Origin of the sequence: Prosthecobacter sp., from assembly GCF_046154365.1 — a bacterium.
Classification (GTDB): domain Bacteria; phylum Verrucomicrobiota; class Verrucomicrobiia; order Verrucomicrobiales; family Verrucomicrobiaceae; genus Prosthecobacter.
In genome coordinates, this window is the sequence record NZ_JBJXFV010000055.1 from 1 (window position 1) to 16606 (window position 16606).

Sequence of the window (16606 nt, forward strand, 5' to 3'; positions counted from 1 at the left end):
GGCGCAAGCGCGAGCAGAGTGAAGAATGGCGGGGGAAATACCGGCGACGAGCAGGCATCGAGAGCCTGAACCGAGGGTTGGATCGAGTCACTGGCATCAAGCAACTGCGAGTCAGAGGACTCGTCGCGGTGAGTCATGCCGTGATTGGGAAAGCCTGCGGGTGGAACATCCTGCAAGCCGCCCGGGCCAAGGCCAAAGCCGCGCGAGCCGAGCGCAAAAGCGGCAAAAGTGGTAGTCAAAAAGTCTGGCAAGCACTTCGAGCAGCATGGCGGCGATTCGACGCGTTGGTGAGCCCCCACCTGCTGGCCAGCACCGCCCGAACTAGAGCGCTGATGAACCCTCGCCCTGCCCTCCAGTATTAATCGCCGCCCAACAATGCCCGCCAGGTTCCAAATCCGAAATCATTTTTGCGCTCTCGTCATATCTGCTTTGTTGCCCATGGTCACCGCTCTGTGGTGATTGTCCCGAGTTGGCAAGCTCACAGGCTGGGGGCACAGAAAAGCTTTCGCCAGATACTTGAACCCATGCTAGATGCCATTTTTTGCAACGCAACATGAGTAGACGCATTCTCATCTTCATCCCCACCTATCAGGAGCGTGACAATGCCGAACGCATGTGCCGTGAGCTTTTCGCTCTCGGCCTGGACGCCGATGTCCTGTTCCTTGACGATAATTCCCCTGATGGCACCGGGCAAGCACTCGAAGCGCTGAAGCCGGAGTTTCCGCGTCTTGTCGTTCATCATCGAAATGGAAAACTTGGCATTGGCACAGCACATCGGGAGAGCATCCAATGGGCTTATGACCAAGATTATGACATCCTGGTCACCATGGATTGCGATTACACGCATCAACCGGAGGATGTAAGCCGCCTGCTCGCCGCCAGTGAACAATCAGACATAGTCGTCGGTTCCCGCTTCATGGAACCTGGCAGCCTCCCCGGCTGGATTTGGTACCGCCGTATGCTTACCATCATAGGACATACGCTCACACATTCAGCACTGGGGCTGCCCCATGATGCCAGTGGGGCTTTTCGCGTCTACCGCCTGCGCCAAATCCCCCGGAGTCTCTTCGACCTCGTTCAAGCATGCAACTATGCGTTTTTCTACGAAAGCCTGTTTGTTCTCTCAAAAAACGGCCTCCGTATCAAGGATGTCGCCATTATACTGCCCGCCCGCACCTACGGACATTCGAAAATGTCATGGCGCGAGGCCATGCGCAGCGGTTTCGGTGTCTTTAAACTCGCGCTCAGATTCTACGCCCATCCCGAGCGTTTTCGGCTCAACCATGCAAGGCTGAATCTGAATCCCGGCTTGGTCGATCCCCAAAATTGGAACGCCTACTGGTCTGCTGACAAAAAAAACGACGCGCTTGCCTACGAGGTCATTGCCTCAATTTACCGCCGGAATGTGATCCGCCCCCATCTTGAATGTGCCATTCACCGTCACTTCGCCAAAAAGGCACGCCTGTTGCACTGCGGCTGTGGCAGCGGCCAGGTGGATATGCGACTGCACGACGAATACCACGTCAACGCCCTCGATATCTCAGATGGGGCCTTGCGGCTCTACGCCAATAACAACCCGCATGCAGAATCCTACAATCATGGCAGCATTTACGACATTCCCGCACCCGAGGGCAGCTTCGACGGGGTTTATAGCCTTGGTGTCATGGAACATTTCACACGTAATGAGATCGAGCACATCATTCGCCAGATGACCCGCGTCACGCGCCCAGGCGGCATTCTCTTGTTTCTCTGGCCGCATCAAAGAGCTTCAAGCGTCGCCGTGCTCAAGATGGTCCACTCACTTCGTCGCAAGGTCGCAGGCGCAAATTCCGCTTTTCACCCGCCAGAAATCTCTCTCATGCCTGGAAGATCCTGGGCGCAGGATCTTCTATCCGGGCTTGGATTGGAAATGGTGGAATATTCCTTCGGTCTAAATGACCTTTTTGTTCAAGCAGTCATCGCTGCACGGAAGCCAGTTTTATGAAAGTTTTTTGCCTAGAGTTCTATCATCTGATCGGCGTTTCTGTTATGGAGGAACTACAGCGACGGCATGGCATCCAACCCATCCTCTGGACCTCCTCCCATCTGCTGGAAAAACCCGTGGCAGAAAAATTCCCGGACTGCGTTTTTCTTCATGGTGGCGACGCCAAGATGGGTATCTGGCCCGGGCCGCTCCGTTGGTGTGAGCACGGCCCCTTTGACGAGGCATGCCAGCATGTCTGGAATCAATGGCATCACCAGATCGCCGACTTGTTTCGTCGCTGGGATTTTGCGGACGATTACCCCATGCACGAAATGAGCGAGGATTTCTATGAGCAGCTCGTCGCCTGGAATCACTTTCTGACCACAACGAAACCCGACTTTATTTTTTTGTGGGAGCCTCCGCATGTACAGTACTCTTTGATGCTCTATTCGCTCGCACGCTATTACCAAATTCCGGTGCTTTGGGTGATTTCCAACATGGGTGCGTTCAGCACGATCTCGGATGATCTCAGCGGCGGAACTCGTTGGTTGAATGGCCTGCGCCTTGCAACATGGGAGCAACAGCATGGCTTTCAAACAGGGACGGAAGATCTGCATGAAGAAATCACGGCGGTTTTTGCTCGTGCCACAAATCAATCCTATGCAGAAGGCATGCCCTGGTGGCAGCGCAACTATCTCCAGCTCAAATCAGGTTCGATCAATTTTCTCTTCATCCATAAAATGTGGCGCATGCTGAGTGGGCATCTCAAACGTGACTTGAAACGCCTGCGCAAAGGCCTAGACAAAGAAGCGGGCAGTCCGGTGCAAGGCATCTACCCGCACAAGGAACGGCATCATCGCGTCAAAGACTCATTCGTCGGGCGATTTGTCTGGCTGCGCTACGGGTGGTCGCAAGTTAGAAACTACCTGGCAACCATGAAGCATGAGCGCGCCTACAACGCCCTCGTCTTCAAGGATGTGCCCCGTGGCACCAAATACGTGCTCGTCTGCCTGGCCTTCCAGCCAGAGCTGACTAGCAATCCTTTTGGCGGAATTTTTCTGCATCAGTGGCTAATGGCCAACATCGTGGCGCATTCCGTGCCGGAGGGCTATGAGGTGTGGATTAAGGAACATCCAGCGCAGTTCGTCTCTCTTGGCGGCACTTCATCTTATCGAAACACCCACTATTACCAGCTTCTTGCCCGACTGCCCCGCGTTCGCCTTGTTCCGCTGAACGCCGACCAGTTTGATCTCATCGACAACAGTCTTGCCATCGCCACGCTCACTGGCACAGTGGGTTTTGAATCCATGGCCAGGGGCAAACCGGTGTTGATTTTTGGCAGCGTCTGGTACAGCCGCTGCCAGATGGCATATAAGATACGCTCTCTCAAAGACTGCCGCGCAGCCATGCAACAAATTCTATCAAGACAGCCGGGCGAGGGTGTGCCTCTCTTGTTGCTACTCAAGGAGCTTGAGCTGGGAGCTTTTCGTTTTGGGGCGGAGGCATCTCTCGTGGGTGGCGCGACCGCATCTACAGATGAAAATATCAACGACATGTCTGACCATGTCGGCAGATACCTCAATCTGACCGTCCCGTCGGACCCCAAAACCGCCTGCCTTCGCGAACTGCTCAACGACGAATCTTGAACTCACGCCAAACTGCCACACCATGATCGACTGGAACCAGCCTATTGACCAGCTTCCTGAAGAAATTGCTTTTTCAGATCTTCCACCACTTGCTCGCGAACTCATCCGCAGAAACGTGAAACTGCGGCAGCAACTCCAGCTCGCCGAAGCATCTCTGCGTGCAGAGAATTCCGCAACGCTCAAAGCTGAATTGGAGTCTGCCCGGCAGCGTATTCAAACTTTGGAAGAAGCATTGAGAGAGCTGGGGCAGCGCATTGACGAACGGTGAGATGTTTTTTTCATCAGCCTGCGCCCAATGATTCGATGGCGCGGATGACGCCCTCAACAGGGATGTGAGTGGGCGAAGGACGATGTTCATGGCAATGGTCCGAGGCATCCAGCGCGACGTTGGTTCTATCGTCGCAATGCCACATCCAGCGGTAGGACGGCCCAAACAAGGTTACACAAGGAATTTGAAATGCTCTGGCCAGATGAGTGGCGGCACCATCAATGCAAAGCACTGCTTTCGCCTTGGAGATGATGTAGAGAAACTCCTTCATGCTCGTCTTCCCTGAAATATCGATGACGGAGATAGCTTTGGCAGAAGCTGCGGCCATGATCTGCATGCAGTGATCGCGCTGCCAGTTTTCCGCGCCTCCGGTCATCAGCACTCGTGTAAAGCCCAGATCATATGCTCCGGCCAGCACGGCCGCCCATTTCCCGGCAGCATAACACTTGCGTTTCCATGCAGAAACAGGATTCAACAGCAAATAGGGTTCATCCACCCATGCCTGCGGCCTCCACTCCTGAGACGGCGTCGCCAGTACGAGGGGTGTAAACACCGGCTTCACAGCCGCCGTGGTCGTATGATCCCAAAAGTAATGTGAGATATAGCGGTCCAGATACGGCTCCACCTGCAAATGTGAAAACACTGTCCGGTGCAACACCGTCAGCCACTCGGATCTGGGAATGAGCAGGTGCTTCTCACGGCAGAATGTGATGGCTGCGGCACGAGTGGTCTTGCCGCCCCAGTCATATGCCCACAGACGGTCAGGGCACCAGCGCCCGCGGCCTGAGGCAAGGCGTGTGTGGGGCATCAGCTCGATCACTGGTTCAAACTGGCGCGGGCAGAGCAGTTGCACCTGCTCGCCAGATGCCTGGGCGAGTTTTCTCAACACAGGTTCCAGGAGCACGGTGTCACCGAGTTGTTTGTGAAAAATGACCAGTTCGCTCATGTGCCAAACGTGGAAGGCTTAATTGCCGAAAAAGCCCGTCATAAGCTGCTCCAGCACATCCAGCCGCTCGTCGTTCACGAACTGGTTGTTGCCGATGTAAAAGGCGTTGCGGTGCAGCATGTCGGCCACATCGAACTGGCCGGGAACGTAATACTTCTTGAGGAAGGGCTGCTGCAGCAGATTGCCGCTGATCAGCGGGCGGGATTCGATCCCACTCTCGCGAATCAAGGCCTGGAAGGGCTGTTTTTTTGTGCCGTCCTTCAGCACAAACGGCAGCACAAAGGATGACATGCCGGGACGTTCCAGGGTGATGAGATCATCGGGGTAACGGCGGCAAAAGTCGAGGAAGCGGCGGTAGCTGCGGTTGCGCATTTCGATGAAGCCGTTGAGCTTCGGAAGTTGGGAGAGGCCGAGTACGGCGTTGAACTCGGTGTTGCGGAAGTTGAAGCCGTCCGTCAGGAAGAGGAACTGGAAGTCGATGTCCGCATGCTGCTGGCGGATGGCGGCCTGATACTTTTCGGGCAGTTCGCGTGCGAGGCCGTGCGAGCGCTTGAGGATGTTGAGTTTGTAAAACTCCTCGTCGTTGGTGCAGATCATGCCGCCTTCCACCGTGGTCATGTGATGACCCCAGTAAAAGCTAAAGCTGCTACCCAGGCCGAAATTCCCGACCTTCACGCCGTCAATCGTGCCGCCCTGCGTCTCGCAGGTGTCTTCGAGCAGTACGATGTCACGGTCGCCGATGATCTGTTTGATACGGGCGACATTCGCCGGAAAACCGAGGATGTGAACGAGGAAAATGGCACGCGTGCGCGGCGTGATCTTCGCGGCGAGCTGATCGTAGTCGAAGGCGAAGTCGTGCAGGTTTGCATCCACGAACACGGGTGTGAAACCAGCCTGCATCACGGGCGTCACGGTGGTCGGCCAGGTGAGGGCGGGTACAATCACTTCATCGCCTGGCTTCCATCCGTAACGCTCGGCGGCGGCATAAATCATGAGCAGGTTCGCCGAACTGCCAGAGTTTACAAACACACTGTGCTTGCAGCCCATCCACTCAGAGTAAGCCGCTTCAAACTCGCGCACTTTCGTGAACTGCGTGAAGCGTTTCGTCTCACGGATGAAGGTGACGAGCAGTTCTAGGTCGTCGTTGCCAATGATGTTTTCTTGGAGAGGCCAGAACATGAAGAATGATATTAAAAGTGCCGTTGCAGGTAGTCAGCGTAGGCGCGTTTGATGCCATCACGCAAGTTTGTTTCAGCTTTCCAGCCCAGGGCGGCGGCGCGGCTGCTGTCGAGCAGCTTGCGGGCGATGCCATCAGGCTTGGTGGCGTCGAATTCGAGTTTGCCCTGGTAGCCGATGACTTCGCAGACAGTTTCCACCAGCTCACGAATGCTGTGGTCGGTGCCGAGGCCGATGTTGATGGGATCAGCGTCGTGGTAGTGCTGCATCAGGAAGACGGCAGCCTTTGCGGCATCTTCTACATCCATCAGTTCGCGTCTTGGCGTGCCGGTGCCCCACAATGTGACGGCAGGCTGGTTCTCCGCCTTGGCGCGATGCACCTTGGAGATAAGAGCGGCCATGACGTGGCTGTTTTCGGGATGGTAGTTGTCGTAGAGGCCGAAAAGATTGCTCGGCACCACGCTGAAAAAGGCGCAGCCATGCTGATCGTGATAGGCGCGGCACATTTCGATGCCGGCCAGCTTTGCCACGGCGTAGGGAGAGTTTGTCGGCTCCAGATGGCCGCTCCACAGATGCTCCTCACGCATCGGCTGCGAGCATTCACGCGGATAGATGCAGGAGCTGGCCATGAACAGCAGCTTCTTTACACCCTGCAGATACGCGGCGTGAATGACGTTGGTCTGAATCTGCAGATTGATCGTGATGAAATCGGCGCGGTAGGTTTTGTTCGCCATCAGGCCGCCGACTTTGGCGGCGGCGAGAAAAATATACTCAGGCCGGGCCTCCGCAAAAAAGCGCTCCACGTCCGCTTGACGTGTGAGATCGAGTGCTGCCTTGGATTTGAGCAGGAGATTCGTGAAGCCGTTGCGCTGCAACTCACGCACGATGGCGGAACCGACCATGCCGTTGTGTCCGGCGACGAAAATTCTGGTGTCAGTGTTCATGGACTACTCGATGACGCAGTAGGTGGCCCGTGCGGTGTAAGGCAGGCGGCGCAGGGCGATGTTGCCCAGTCCGAGCGCCTCCATGACAGCCAGCGTCTCGCCGGGTGTGGCGTGTTCATTGAGCTCATCGAAGCCGAGCACGCTGCCCTTCGTCAGGCGCGATTTGAGCAGTTCCAGGCAGCGTTTCGTGGGTGCATAGAGGTCGAGGTCGAAGTAGGCCAGTGCCACGATGGTGTGGGTGTTGGCTTCAAGGTATGCAGGAAGCGTCTGCGTGACATCACCTTCCACCAGCTCGAATTTTTTGATGTGGGAGAGCGGATTTTCGAGTTCATGGAACTCCATGATCTTCTCCAGGTAGTCGCGATAACCGGGCGTGACGGCGTAGGCACCTTTTTCCATGATTTTGCCGTCCTGCGTGGCCGTGCCGGGGAAACCGGCAAAGGTGTCGAAGCCGATGATTTTGCGATGACGATGGAACGGCTCATAAATGCCGCGCAACGAGGCAAAGGTGGCCAGGTTCTGGCCCCAGCGAGTGCCGAACTCCATAATGACGCCGGGGACATCAATGATTTTTTGGTAGATGAAGTCCATGAACTTCAGCCGTGCCCAGGTCTTGGAGTTGAGGAAGAGACCGATGTTGTCCAGCCGCTCTTCCGGCGGGATGGGGCAGTTTTGCATGAGGTCCACCATGGCCTGGCGGCGCTGGCGTTCATCGCTGGTGGAGAAGGTGGCAACTTTGTAGGACTCGCTCATGAAATCTTGGGTTCTAGGGTTCAGGCCTTGGCTGTGGTGTGTAGCAGATGCCAGTCAATCGTACGGTGCAGGCCGGTGTCGAAGTCGATGTAGCGTAGCGGGCCGAATTCAGTCTGATAACGGCTCATGTCCAGCGTGACATGCGCCGGCGCTCCGGCGAGCGGACGGGCATCTTCCGGCACACGCACCGGCACATCGAGCATGCGGCCGATTTTTTCGGCGACGTTCAGGATACTCAGTGTGCTGTTGCCACCGACGTTGTAAACAGGCTGGCGGCCTTCGAGCAGGATGCGGAACATCATGCGCACGGCATCAGCGGCGTAGCAGTAGCTGCGCAGTGCTTCACCACGATCCATGAGCGTGATGCCACGGTCGCGGATGGCGTTGTCGATGAAGGAATACAGCGCACGCCGGTCGCCTGGACGCGCTCCTGGCCCGTAGGCGAGCGACAGACGCGCAGAAATAGCTTTCAGGCCGTTCGCATGCGCGGCAAAGCAGGCCGCTTCGCCACAACGCTTGCCTTCGATGTAGCAGGCTCGCGGATGATCCGGGCCGCTGGTGCCGATCTGGTTTTCACGATGCGGTGTATCCGCAGGCAGGCCCGCATAGACCTCGCTGCTGCTAACAAACAGCAGGCGTCCGGTGGCAGGCAGATGCTCGAGCAGATCGAGCGTGGCCTCGGTGTTCAGGCGGATCGTCTTGCCCGGATTCTCTAGAAACCTCCCCGGCTGTGCATAACCAGCGGAATGAAAAATGAAATCCGCCTGCGGCAGTGTGGCACGAAAAGCGGAGCTGGTGAGATCGCCACGGATGGTGTGAAAGCGTGGATGATCCAGCAACTCGGCGATGCGACCGGTGACTTCGCTTTGAAACGTCGCGTAAACGTCAAACTCGATGCCGTCCGCCGCAAGCTGTCTCAGCGCAGCGAGCGCATGAATGCCCACAGCGCCCGTAGCACCGGTGATAAGAATGCGGCTGCCGGAAAACAGTCCGCCACGCACGCCTTCCAGCGCGGTGCGGGCATCTGGGACGAAAAAGGAGTCAAACATGACGGAGTTGGTCAAAGCGGGCACGGATTTGCGGCGGCGTGAGGCCACAAGCTGCGTCGTGATCCTCCACTTCTCCATACGCAGTGAGGAAGCGGCGTGGAACACCGAGGAAGTCGAGCGCCACACGCATGCCACGCAACGCTTGGTGAATCACCGGCGCCAGCGTGCCTTCATAACAGGGTTCCACACACATCACACGGCCTGCGGCACGCATGGCGTGATGTTTCAGCGTGGCTTCATCCAGCGGCGAAACCGTGCTGGTGTATAGAATCGTGGCGTCGGTGCCTTCCAGTGCCTGCATCACACGGTCGAGCATCGGGCCGATGGCGAGAACGACGGGGCCTGCGCCTTCGCGCATGACCATCATTTTGCCATCAGCACTCACATGCGGTGCGCTGTTGCTGCGCTCAGACACACGGTAGTAGGTTGGCCTGCCGTTCGCATAGCTCGTGCGCAGATGATGATCAAACTCCTGCGGATGCCCCGGCACATGAATTTCCATGCCGGGAACCGTCAGCAGCAGCGACACGTCGCCTGGACAATGATGCGTGCAACCGAGCGCAGGATAATCATACGAACCGCCGACAGTGACGAAGTTGCCGCCGAGCGCCTGATAGCCGAAATCGACTTTGATCTGCTCAAACGCACGCTCGACGACGAACGGAGCGATGCTGTGGAAGAACGGAATCAGTCCCTCTTTGGCGAGACCGGCGGCGACACTGACGGAGGCCTGCTCCAGAATGCCGATGTTGATCGTGCGCTGCGGATGTTTGGCAAAGGAGTTGCGAAAGCCGAACACGCCGATGTCGCCGAGCAGCAGCACCACGCGGGGGTCTTCGTTGAGCAGTCGCTCCAGGGTGATCACAAACTGGCGTCTCATGTGAGCTGGGCGATGAGGGATTCGAGTTCCGTTGGCGTCGGGATTTTGTGATGCCAGGCGGGGTTGTGTTCCATTTCCGGGCAGCCTTTGCCTTTGATCGTGTTCGCCACGACCAGACGCGGCACATCACCACCGGTGGGCGTGAGCGCATGCAGGATCTGCGCGTGATCATGGCCGTCGATCTCACAGCTTTCCCAGCCGAAGGCGGCGAACTTGGTGCTCAAATCACCGAGACGCAGCGCCCGGTCGCCGGAGTGGTTGTAATCGAGGATGCAGGTCAGATTGCCCAGCTTGTGATGTACGGCGAGCATCGCCGCTTCCCAAATCGAGCCTTCGTTCGCTTCACCATCGCCGATCAGTGTGATGACACGGGGTGTTTCCGCCTTGATGCGCAATCCCATTGCCATGCCCACGGCCATCGGCATGCCATGGCCGAGCGATCCGGTGGAAGCCTCGACGCCCGGCACCTTGCGACAGTCAGGATGACCGCCCAGCAGACTGTCCGAGGCGGCAAACTTCAGCAGTTCCTCGAACGCGATGAAGCCGCGTTGCGCCAGGATCGCATACAGGCCCACAGCGGCATGCCCTTTGCTCAGGACGAAGCGGTCACGCTCCGCCGCACGTGGATTCGCTGGATCAATCCGCAGTACATCATGATAAAGCACCCACAGGATGTCCATGATCGAAAAGGCGCTGGCAAGATGCCCTTCGCCCGATATGGCGGTGGCTCGCAGGATGTGTTCGCGGAGGCTGCGGAGAGGATGACTCACGGGTGGTTGGAGGCTGGGCGGAAAAGGAAAGAGGGAGAACCGCTTCTACCTTCCGGGCCGCCATGGAGCAAGCGTGTTTTGCTTGCTTCACCTGAGGGCATTAATGGTTGCGTGCCCGTGACGCGGCGGATAGAGGGAATCGTATTACCATGAGTTTAGTAGATCGTGTCATCCATGATGGGTATGCCAGTCTTTTACGCAGACTGGGCAGAAAAGTGCCTCTGTGCCTGGATGTGCCCGCCGCGGTGCGTGTTCACGATCTGCGGCCGGCAGGATCTTGCCGTCATGACACCGACCTTGAAGCGGAGTTTCATGGCTACACGGAAACAGGCGTGACTTACGAGTGGCCGACATGGAAAGGCTATGAGATCAAAGATGCATTCGTGGCGGGTGACCAAGGCTTCGTTTTTTTGCCAGATGGCCGGTTTTTCGCTCCTGCCCTCTATCCGCATCACGAGCGCACCGCCATCTACAAGATCCGCCGACCGATCCCGCTGCTCTCACGCAATATCAAAGGCACCGTGTTTCATCTCACCGGGCCGAATCACGAAAATCGCGGCCATTTCATGCTCGACCACCTGCCGCGTCTGATCGTTGCGCGCGAGCTGCTCCAGCAGATCGGTGATTATCAGATCCTGCTGACGGGACGGCACATTCGCTGGCAGCGCGAGCAGGTGCGCACGCTCGGCTTTCCTGACGACAGGATCGTCGCGTGTGAAGCTGGCACGCTCCAGGTGGAGCGACTGTTGCATGTGCGCTTTGGATCGCCCTATTCCTCGTTTTCCCCGCCCCATGCGCTTTGCGAGCTGCGCGACTGTGCCGGACGTTATGCACAGGCGGAAAATGAAACAGAGGGGCCACCGGTGTTTCTGTCACGTCGCGATGCGCCGAACCGCCGCCTGATCAATGAAGAGCGGATCTTTGCCATCGCGAAATCGCTCATCCCGAGCCTGATCGAGGTCAAACTCACCGGCATGCCGCTCAAGGAGCAGATACGGCTCTTCCGCCGCACCCCGCTCTTCCTTTCACCGCTGGGTCAGGCATCCTGCAACATCGCCCTCAGCAAAGGCAGCACCATCATCAATCTGAAATTCGGTGCCACTCCGTCGGATGCCTCGGGCAGCCTCGGCACCTTCATCGCCTCCGCCACCGGCAACCGGGGGCTCACGATTTATTCTGGCACGGACATGGGTGAGAATTTCGACTGGAGCTATGATGAAAGTCTTTTCGCCCGGCATCTGACACGTTTCCTTGAAATCGAACAGCAGGCCGGACGCTCGTACGCATGAACCCATCTTCGCCAAGCCGTTCCTGGTCCGTGATTGTCAGTTCCTGCGACGCTTACAGCGATCTCTGGCCCTTCTTCTTCCATTTCTTCGAGCAGCGCTGGCCCCAGGCGCCACGACCACTCTATCTCGTCGCCAATTTCCAAACGTTCGACCACGCCGGAGTCCGCACGCTGGCCGTCGGCCCGGATCGTTCATGGGGGGCGACGATTCATGCCGCGCTGGAGAAAATCCCCGACGAATTCGTCATTTTTCTGCTGGATGACTTCTTCCTCGATCAAACCATCCCCATGGGCTGGGTTGAAGATCTTGTCGCGCAGCTTGACCAGGCGAGGGGGGATTTCGTCAGCCTCTACCATGTGGCGGTTGGCGGCGCCCCGCTTGCTGAGGGCAGCATGCTTTCGGAGATCCGTGAGCGCATGGAGTGCCCCGGCTTTCACGCGGGAATATTTCGCCGTTCCTATCTCATGAAACTGGCAGCCGCCGGTGAGAACATCTGGCGCACGGAAAGCCTGATGCGTGATGACGCCCTGGACAGACGATTCAAACAATTCAGCCTCACCGCTGCCTCGCCCTTCCATCTCACCTATGTGGAAAGCGTTCGCGGGCGCTTCTGGAAAAAGAACGGCCTCGACTATCTGAAGCAAAACGGCCTGAAGCCCGATCTTTGGCGGCGGCCCCACCCGCCGTCAGGCGATGATGTTATTTCCAAAGTGATCCGCAGTTTTCACAAGCGGCGCATGCAATGGATGGAGAGGTTGCGTTCCAAAGCTCACACCAAACCCGTGCAGCCGCTCAAGTCTGACACCCATGCCTGAACCGCATTCCAAATGGCAGGTGCTCGCCAGCGAGGTCGTCTTCAGTGCACGGCCTTTCGTGGAAATTTCTCGGCAGAAGATCAAACTGCCCGATGGCCGGGTGATCCCCGACTTCCATCAGGCCTGGATTACCAACTACGCGATCATCTGCGCTGAAACCGCCGATGGTCAGGTGGTCATGGAGCGTCTTTACAAACACGGCGTTCGCGATGTGACGCTGATGTTCCCAGGCGGCGGCATCCTGGATGGCGAAGATCCTCTCGCCGCCGCACAACGAGAACTGCTCGAGGAAACCGGCTATGCGGCCGAATCCTGGGTGCTGCTGCAAAAGCTGGTCGTGCACTCCAACTATGGCTGCGGTCATGCCTATTTTTTTCACGCCAAAGGGGCCAATCTGCTCCAGCCGCCGGGGCATGATGATCTAGAAGACATTCAGGTGGAACTGCACCCCCGTTCCGAACTCGGCAAGCTGGTCGACGGTGGCCAGATTGTGCTGATGGATTGCGTGGCGATGCTGGGGGCGTTAAATCTCTCAGAAAGGCTCTGACGCCTATCGCCACATGGGTGGCTACTTTTGGGTGATCCAAGACAGCGATTCGATTTCAAGCCCCTTGAGGATCAACTTGCCAGTGCGTTTGAGGGCTGCATACTAGCGCCAGTATCGACAAGGAAATTGAGTCGGATTAAGCCACACATTTCCAATGGATCTGCATGGATAGCTCAGTGGTAGAGCGGCTCGTTTACACCGAGTTGGTCGGGGGTTCGAATCCCTCTCCGTGCACCACCTCGCGAGATCACTTCGAGGTTATTTTCATCCACTTCGTCGCCACCATGCCGCTCGCCAGCTCCTTCACGCGCACTTCCCACGTCCCCGCATCTTCATTCGGAGCCAGATTCAGCTCCAATTCCGCGATGCCGTTCTCCGCAGCATAAAAACCGCTGCCTTCAGCAGATTTCCCGCTCGCATCGCGAATGTCCACGCGCACGGGAATCACGGCCTTCGTCGGCACATCCTGCGTGGTGGTGATTTGGGCAGTGATCTTGGCGGTGTTACCCACCACCGCGCTCTCCGGCACCTCCAGTTTGATTCCCAGCAGCGGTTTCGGTGTGATCATGAAGATTTTTCCGTCGCACGGCCCCAGATCGACCGGCCAGCTCAGGCTGCCGTCCTCACCACGTTTAGGCACGATGAACTGCGTGCCCGTCAATTCATACACATTCGCTGATTCCGCCTTCAAACTCACCACACCGCTCGATGGCAGCCCGTTTTCCATCACCAGGCCATGCTGGCCGACATAGCTGCCAAACTCACGTTTGTCGTTCACCACGAAGACATATAGCGCATCGCCAAACTTCCGTGTGCGCACGATGATCTCAGGGTTGTCACACATCGCCTTCTGCGGCAGAGCGAACCCGCCGAGCGTCTTCGCCAGCTCCAGCACCCGCGCCTTGTCCTCAGCGGCCTTTTTCTCGCGTTTGAAGCTCTGGATCGTGAAATCCGCCTTCAAGCCGGGGCACAGAAACTCATCCGCCACGATCTTGCCGCCTTTTTTCTGCCAGTCCGCGATTCGCACGACCACACTCTTCGTCAACACGTCGCAGTACGGCATCACCAGCACTTTGCGGCCGCTCAGGCCGTTTTTAAGCAGCGTCTCTTCATACAGGATGTCCGTCTGCACATGCGCATGCTGCAATGCGAGCCACACATCCGCCGCCCAGTCCGTGTTCGAACCATAGCTGCCGCGCCGGGCGAACATCTGCGACGTGAAGCTCTCCAGCAACGCCACCTCGCTCCGCTCATCGGGAATCGCCATCAAAGTCGGCCCCAGCGGCACGATCACGTCGTGAATGAGCTGCTGGAGCACCGGCGCGGTGTTCGGATTCGTGTAGCGATACGCACTCGTGCTGTCCGTCGGCACCAGCGACTGCCAGCCGTGATACATGATGCCCTGAATCGGCCGCGCGATCTTCGTCCACAGCGCCTCCTTCAAATGCATCGGCGCAATTGTGATGTAAGCCGCCTCTGGATCATGATCCTGCCACGCTACGACATCTCCCGGCACTTTCTGCTCCATCGGCGCTGTCTGTGAGCGATACCAGATCAACTGCGTCATCTTCATCACGCGCTGGTTTTTCCCGCTTGCCGCACTCATCGCGAAGAGCTGGTCTGCGCACATCCCGATCTTCAGCGGATCAGGATACGTGTACGTCCAGTGCGAGATCACATCCACGCCGCCGCCCGCGCCGCTGATGCTTGGCTGCCGCACCGCCGGATCGAAGAACGACCACACCTTGCTGCCGCTCTTCACTCCGCGGCTCAACGACGTGTGCAGGTTGTTCCAGCCATCGCCCACCGTCCAGAACCAGCGCAGGTATTTCAAAATGGGGTGGTCATCTGCGATCACGCGATCCCCCGGAAAATCCTTCAGCTTCGTCCAGTCCACGCCCCACTTCGCCGTCACCTCGGCAGGAATCTCTGCGTTCGAAAACTTGCGATAGTTCGCCACGTCCACCGGATTGAAGCTCACTGCCGTATGGTCCCGCACCTCGGTGTCAATCAGCGCTGCGGTGAACGCCGGATGATCGCCATACGTCTTCGCCATGCTCATGCCCACGTTTTGGAAAAACGGCGCGAACTCCGGCATGGCGGCGGCGATGTCCTGCCGCGCGTACGGCTTCCCGGCACGATCCACACGCAGGTTTTTGGGATCGCTCTCCAGCACACTCGCCGGTGACAGGCTCGCCACCACCTCCAGTCCCTTCGCCAATGCTTCATCGAGATGCCGTCGATTGCGCTCGATTACTTCGAGCCTGCCCGGCGGCACCGCCTTCTTCTGCGTCCAAATTTCGCCCACATCCGCTCCCAGGCCGATGAAATGCGTGAAGCCGATGTCCTTCAATCGGTCCATCTCCTCCGCATTCGCGCCCCACATCACCACCGGCATGCGCGGCGCCAGTCTCGGCACGATCTCAAACTCCGTCGTCTGCTCCGTCGCATACTCGCCAATCGAAAATCGCGCGCGCATCACATAGCGCTCCGGTTTCAGCGCTGTGTTCATCGTGTACTTCGCCGTGAAGCTCTTTCCCGCCGCCAGATCCGGCACGATGAAGTTCTCCTCCTTGCCGCCGCAGTTCAGCGTCAAACTCGCCGCCTGCATCGTCTCACGCCGCAGATTCGTCACCACGATCTCCACCGGCCTCGCCGGCTCCATGCGCCGCCACACACTGCGATTGCTCACGATCTGCATCGCTACCTGCTCAAAACTCCGCACGCCCTCGCAGATGCGCACCTCGTCAATCAAACCGGGAAACCCGCCGTAATTGCTGCCCAGTCGATCCCCGATGCTCAGCGGCTTCGTTCCCGGCACCACCGCCCCATAGCCGTTCAGCTTCATCCCGCCCGCCGCCACGCCGTTCAGATAAAACTTCCCGTCACCCGCCCCATCATACGTGAAGGCCACATGCTGCCACGCATCCGCCGTCAGCTTCAGCGGCTGCGATGTGATTGTCTTCGACTCCGCGCCGAAGCCCAGCACCACCCACATGCGCCGCAGCCCGCCTTTGTCCGCCTCACCGATCTGCCACTGGTAATCCGTGTGATCGACATACTTCTTGTCGAGCAGGAAACAGCGCAGCTTCGCCTCAAACTCCGCCTTCGGCCTGATCCACATCTCCAACGTGAAGGCTCCCTTCACCGCCTTCACCTCCACCAGCGCCGCATGCCGCTTGTCCTGTAGCGGAAAGCCCGGAAACGACTCCAGCCCGCCGCCAAACTTGCCCTTGGGATTCAATACCGCCCCATGCAGCGTCACGTCCTTCGCCTCCTCATCAAACTTCCAATACCCCAGCACATGCGCGCCGGTGGCATCGTCCTTCGTGTAACCGGTCTCCCAGGTTTCTTGAAGAGCAGAGGCGGCCCACGGAAAACACAGAAGACACGGAAGGAGGCGGCGAAAGAATCGAAGCATGGCTGCCTCATACGATTGAGGTAGGGACGGCGCATTGAGTTGCGCCGCCCCTCCCACCGAACCGGACTGGCGGTTCTCCCGCATCCGGCTCTCCAGTCAGTAGTTGGCTGCTTTCCGCAGGCTGATGATTTCAAGTCGG

At 57.9% G+C, this 16606-nt stretch carries 15 protein-coding genes and 1 tRNA gene; 8 read left to right on the forward strand and 8 right to left on the reverse strand.

Going from position 1 to position 16606, the window contains the following annotated elements; translation table 11 throughout:
- The first annotated feature begins 56 nt into the window (after positions 1-56).
- The 4 genes from ACKVY0_RS05750 to ACKVY0_RS05765 all read left to right on the forward strand — a co-directional run bounded on the left by ACKVY0_RS05750 (position 57) and on the right by ACKVY0_RS05765 (position 3877).
- On the forward strand, positions 57-362 hold the full coding sequence (locus ACKVY0_RS05750; RefSeq protein ID WP_409213851.1) for a hypothetical protein: 306 nt from the start codon (positions 57-59) through the stop codon (positions 360-362).
- Between the two features lie 191 nt (positions 363-553).
- Positions 554-1984 carry a glycosyltransferase gene (locus ACKVY0_RS05755; protein WP_409213837.1) on the forward strand — a complete coding sequence of 477 codons (1431 nt, stop codon included), beginning with the start codon at positions 554-556 and terminating at the stop codon, positions 1982-1984.
- Positions 1981-3609, forward strand: coding sequence for a hypothetical protein (locus ACKVY0_RS05760; protein ID WP_409213838.1), 1629 nt, complete (start codon positions 1981-1983; stop codon positions 3607-3609). Before ACKVY0_RS05755 ends, ACKVY0_RS05760 begins: the two co-directional genes overlap by 4 nt.
- A gap of 22 nt (positions 3610-3631) precedes the next feature.
- A complete protein-coding gene (locus ACKVY0_RS05765) occupies positions 3632-3877 on the forward strand; it encodes a hypothetical protein (RefSeq protein ID WP_409213839.1) in 246 nt (81 codons plus the stop codon).
- 13 nt (positions 3878-3890) lie between these two features.
- Here the strand turns inward: ACKVY0_RS05765 and ACKVY0_RS05770 are convergent, their stop codons facing one another.
- The 7 genes from ACKVY0_RS05770 to ACKVY0_RS05800 form a co-directional block, all read right to left on the reverse strand.
- Complete coding sequence (locus ACKVY0_RS05770) at positions 3891-4763, reverse strand: glycosyltransferase family 9 protein (RefSeq protein WP_409213840.1); 873 nt, start codon at positions 4761-4763, stop codon at positions 3891-3893.
- A 78-nt stretch (positions 4764-4841) separates the two neighbouring features.
- The gene (locus tag ACKVY0_RS05775) at positions 4842-6002 is read right to left on the reverse strand and encodes a DegT/DnrJ/EryC1/StrS family aminotransferase (RefSeq protein WP_409213841.1); all 1161 of its coding nucleotides are present in this window, start codon (positions 6000-6002) and stop codon (positions 4842-4844) included.
- Positions 6003-6013: 11 nt separating this feature from the next.
- The gene (locus ACKVY0_RS05780; RefSeq protein WP_409213842.1) at positions 6014-6943 is read right to left on the reverse strand and encodes a GDP-L-fucose synthase family protein; all 930 of its coding nucleotides are present in this window, start codon (positions 6941-6943) and stop codon (positions 6014-6016) included.
- A gap of 3 nt (positions 6944-6946) precedes the next feature.
- The gene (locus ACKVY0_RS05785; protein WP_409213843.1) at positions 6947-7696 is read right to left on the reverse strand and encodes a crotonobetainyl-CoA--carnitine CoA-transferase; all 750 of its coding nucleotides are present in this window, start codon (positions 7694-7696) and stop codon (positions 6947-6949) included.
- A gap of 20 nt (positions 7697-7716) precedes the next feature.
- A complete protein-coding gene (locus ACKVY0_RS05790) occupies positions 7717-8745 on the reverse strand; it encodes an NAD-dependent epimerase/dehydratase family protein (protein WP_409213844.1) in 1029 nt (342 codons plus the stop codon).
- The gene (locus ACKVY0_RS05795) at positions 8738-9625 is read right to left on the reverse strand and encodes a transketolase family protein (protein ID WP_409213845.1); all 888 of its coding nucleotides are present in this window, start codon (positions 9623-9625) and stop codon (positions 8738-8740) included. Before ACKVY0_RS05795 ends, ACKVY0_RS05790 begins: the two co-directional genes overlap by 8 nt.
- Positions 9622-10395, reverse strand: coding sequence for a transketolase (locus ACKVY0_RS05800; RefSeq protein WP_409213846.1), 774 nt, complete (start codon positions 10393-10395; stop codon positions 9622-9624). Before ACKVY0_RS05800 ends, ACKVY0_RS05795 begins: the two co-directional genes overlap by 4 nt.
- Positions 10396-10610: 215 nt before the next feature.
- Between ACKVY0_RS05800 and ACKVY0_RS05805 the strand changes: the two genes are divergently transcribed.
- From ACKVY0_RS05805 to ACKVY0_RS05820, 4 genes are all read left to right on the forward strand, one after another.
- Entirely contained in the window at positions 10611-11684 is a 1074-nt protein-coding gene (locus ACKVY0_RS05805; RefSeq protein WP_409213847.1) for a glycosyltransferase family 61 protein, read from the forward strand.
- Complete coding sequence (locus ACKVY0_RS05810) at positions 11681-12499, forward strand: hypothetical protein (protein ID WP_409213848.1); 819 nt, start codon at positions 11681-11683, stop codon at positions 12497-12499. The genes ACKVY0_RS05805 and ACKVY0_RS05810 overlap by 4 nt, the downstream gene beginning before the upstream one ends.
- Positions 12492-13046: an NUDIX hydrolase gene (locus ACKVY0_RS05815; protein WP_409213849.1), complete on the forward strand. Its 555-nt coding sequence runs from the start codon at positions 12492-12494 to the stop codon at positions 13044-13046. The genes ACKVY0_RS05810 and ACKVY0_RS05815 overlap by 8 nt, the downstream gene beginning before the upstream one ends.
- Positions 13047-13208: 162 nt before the next feature.
- Positions 13209-13283 (forward strand) — tRNA-Val (locus tag ACKVY0_RS05820).
- A gap of 10 nt (positions 13284-13293) precedes the next feature.
- On the opposite strand, the gene ACKVY0_RS05825 is transcribed toward ACKVY0_RS05820, so the two are convergent.
- Positions 13294-16467, reverse strand: coding sequence for a LamG-like jellyroll fold domain-containing protein (locus ACKVY0_RS05825; RefSeq protein ID WP_409213850.1), 3174 nt, complete (start codon positions 16465-16467; stop codon positions 13294-13296).
- Positions 16468-16606: the final 139 nt, after the last annotated feature.

Coding starts and splice junctions, on each gene's coding strand:
- ACKVY0_RS05760 (WP_409213838.1), top strand. CDS start 1,981: ATGAAAGTTTTTTGCCTAGAGTTCTATCATCTGATCGGCGTTTCTGTT.
- ACKVY0_RS05775 (WP_409213841.1), bottom strand. CDS start 6,002: ATGTTCTGGCCTCTCCAAGAAAACATCATTGGCAACGACGACCTAGAA.
- ACKVY0_RS05790 (WP_409213844.1), bottom strand. CDS start 8,745: ATGTTTGACTCCTTTTTCGTCCCAGATGCCCGCACCGCGCTGGAAGGC.
- ACKVY0_RS05810 (WP_409213848.1), top strand. CDS start 11,681: ATGAACCCATCTTCGCCAAGCCGTTCCTGGTCCGTGATTGTCAGTTCC.
- ACKVY0_RS05755 (WP_409213837.1), top strand. CDS start 554: ATGAGTAGACGCATTCTCATCTTCATCCCCACCTATCAGGAGCGTGAC.
- ACKVY0_RS05815 (WP_409213849.1), top strand. CDS start 12,492: ATGCCTGAACCGCATTCCAAATGGCAGGTGCTCGCCAGCGAGGTCGTC.
- ACKVY0_RS05785 (WP_409213843.1), bottom strand. CDS start 7,696: ATGAGCGAGTCCTACAAAGTTGCCACCTTCTCCACCAGCGATGAACGC.
- ACKVY0_RS05765 (WP_409213839.1), top strand. CDS start 3,632: ATGATCGACTGGAACCAGCCTATTGACCAGCTTCCTGAAGAAATTGCT.
- ACKVY0_RS05795 (WP_409213845.1), bottom strand. CDS start 9,625: ATGAGACGCCAGTTTGTGATCACCCTGGAGCGACTGCTCAACGAAGAC.
- ACKVY0_RS05825 (WP_409213850.1), bottom strand. CDS start 16,467: ATGCTTCGATTCTTTCGCCGCCTCCTTCCGTGTCTTCTGTGTTTTCCG.
- ACKVY0_RS05780 (WP_409213842.1), bottom strand. CDS start 6,943: ATGAACACTGACACCAGAATTTTCGTCGCCGGACACAACGGCATGGTC.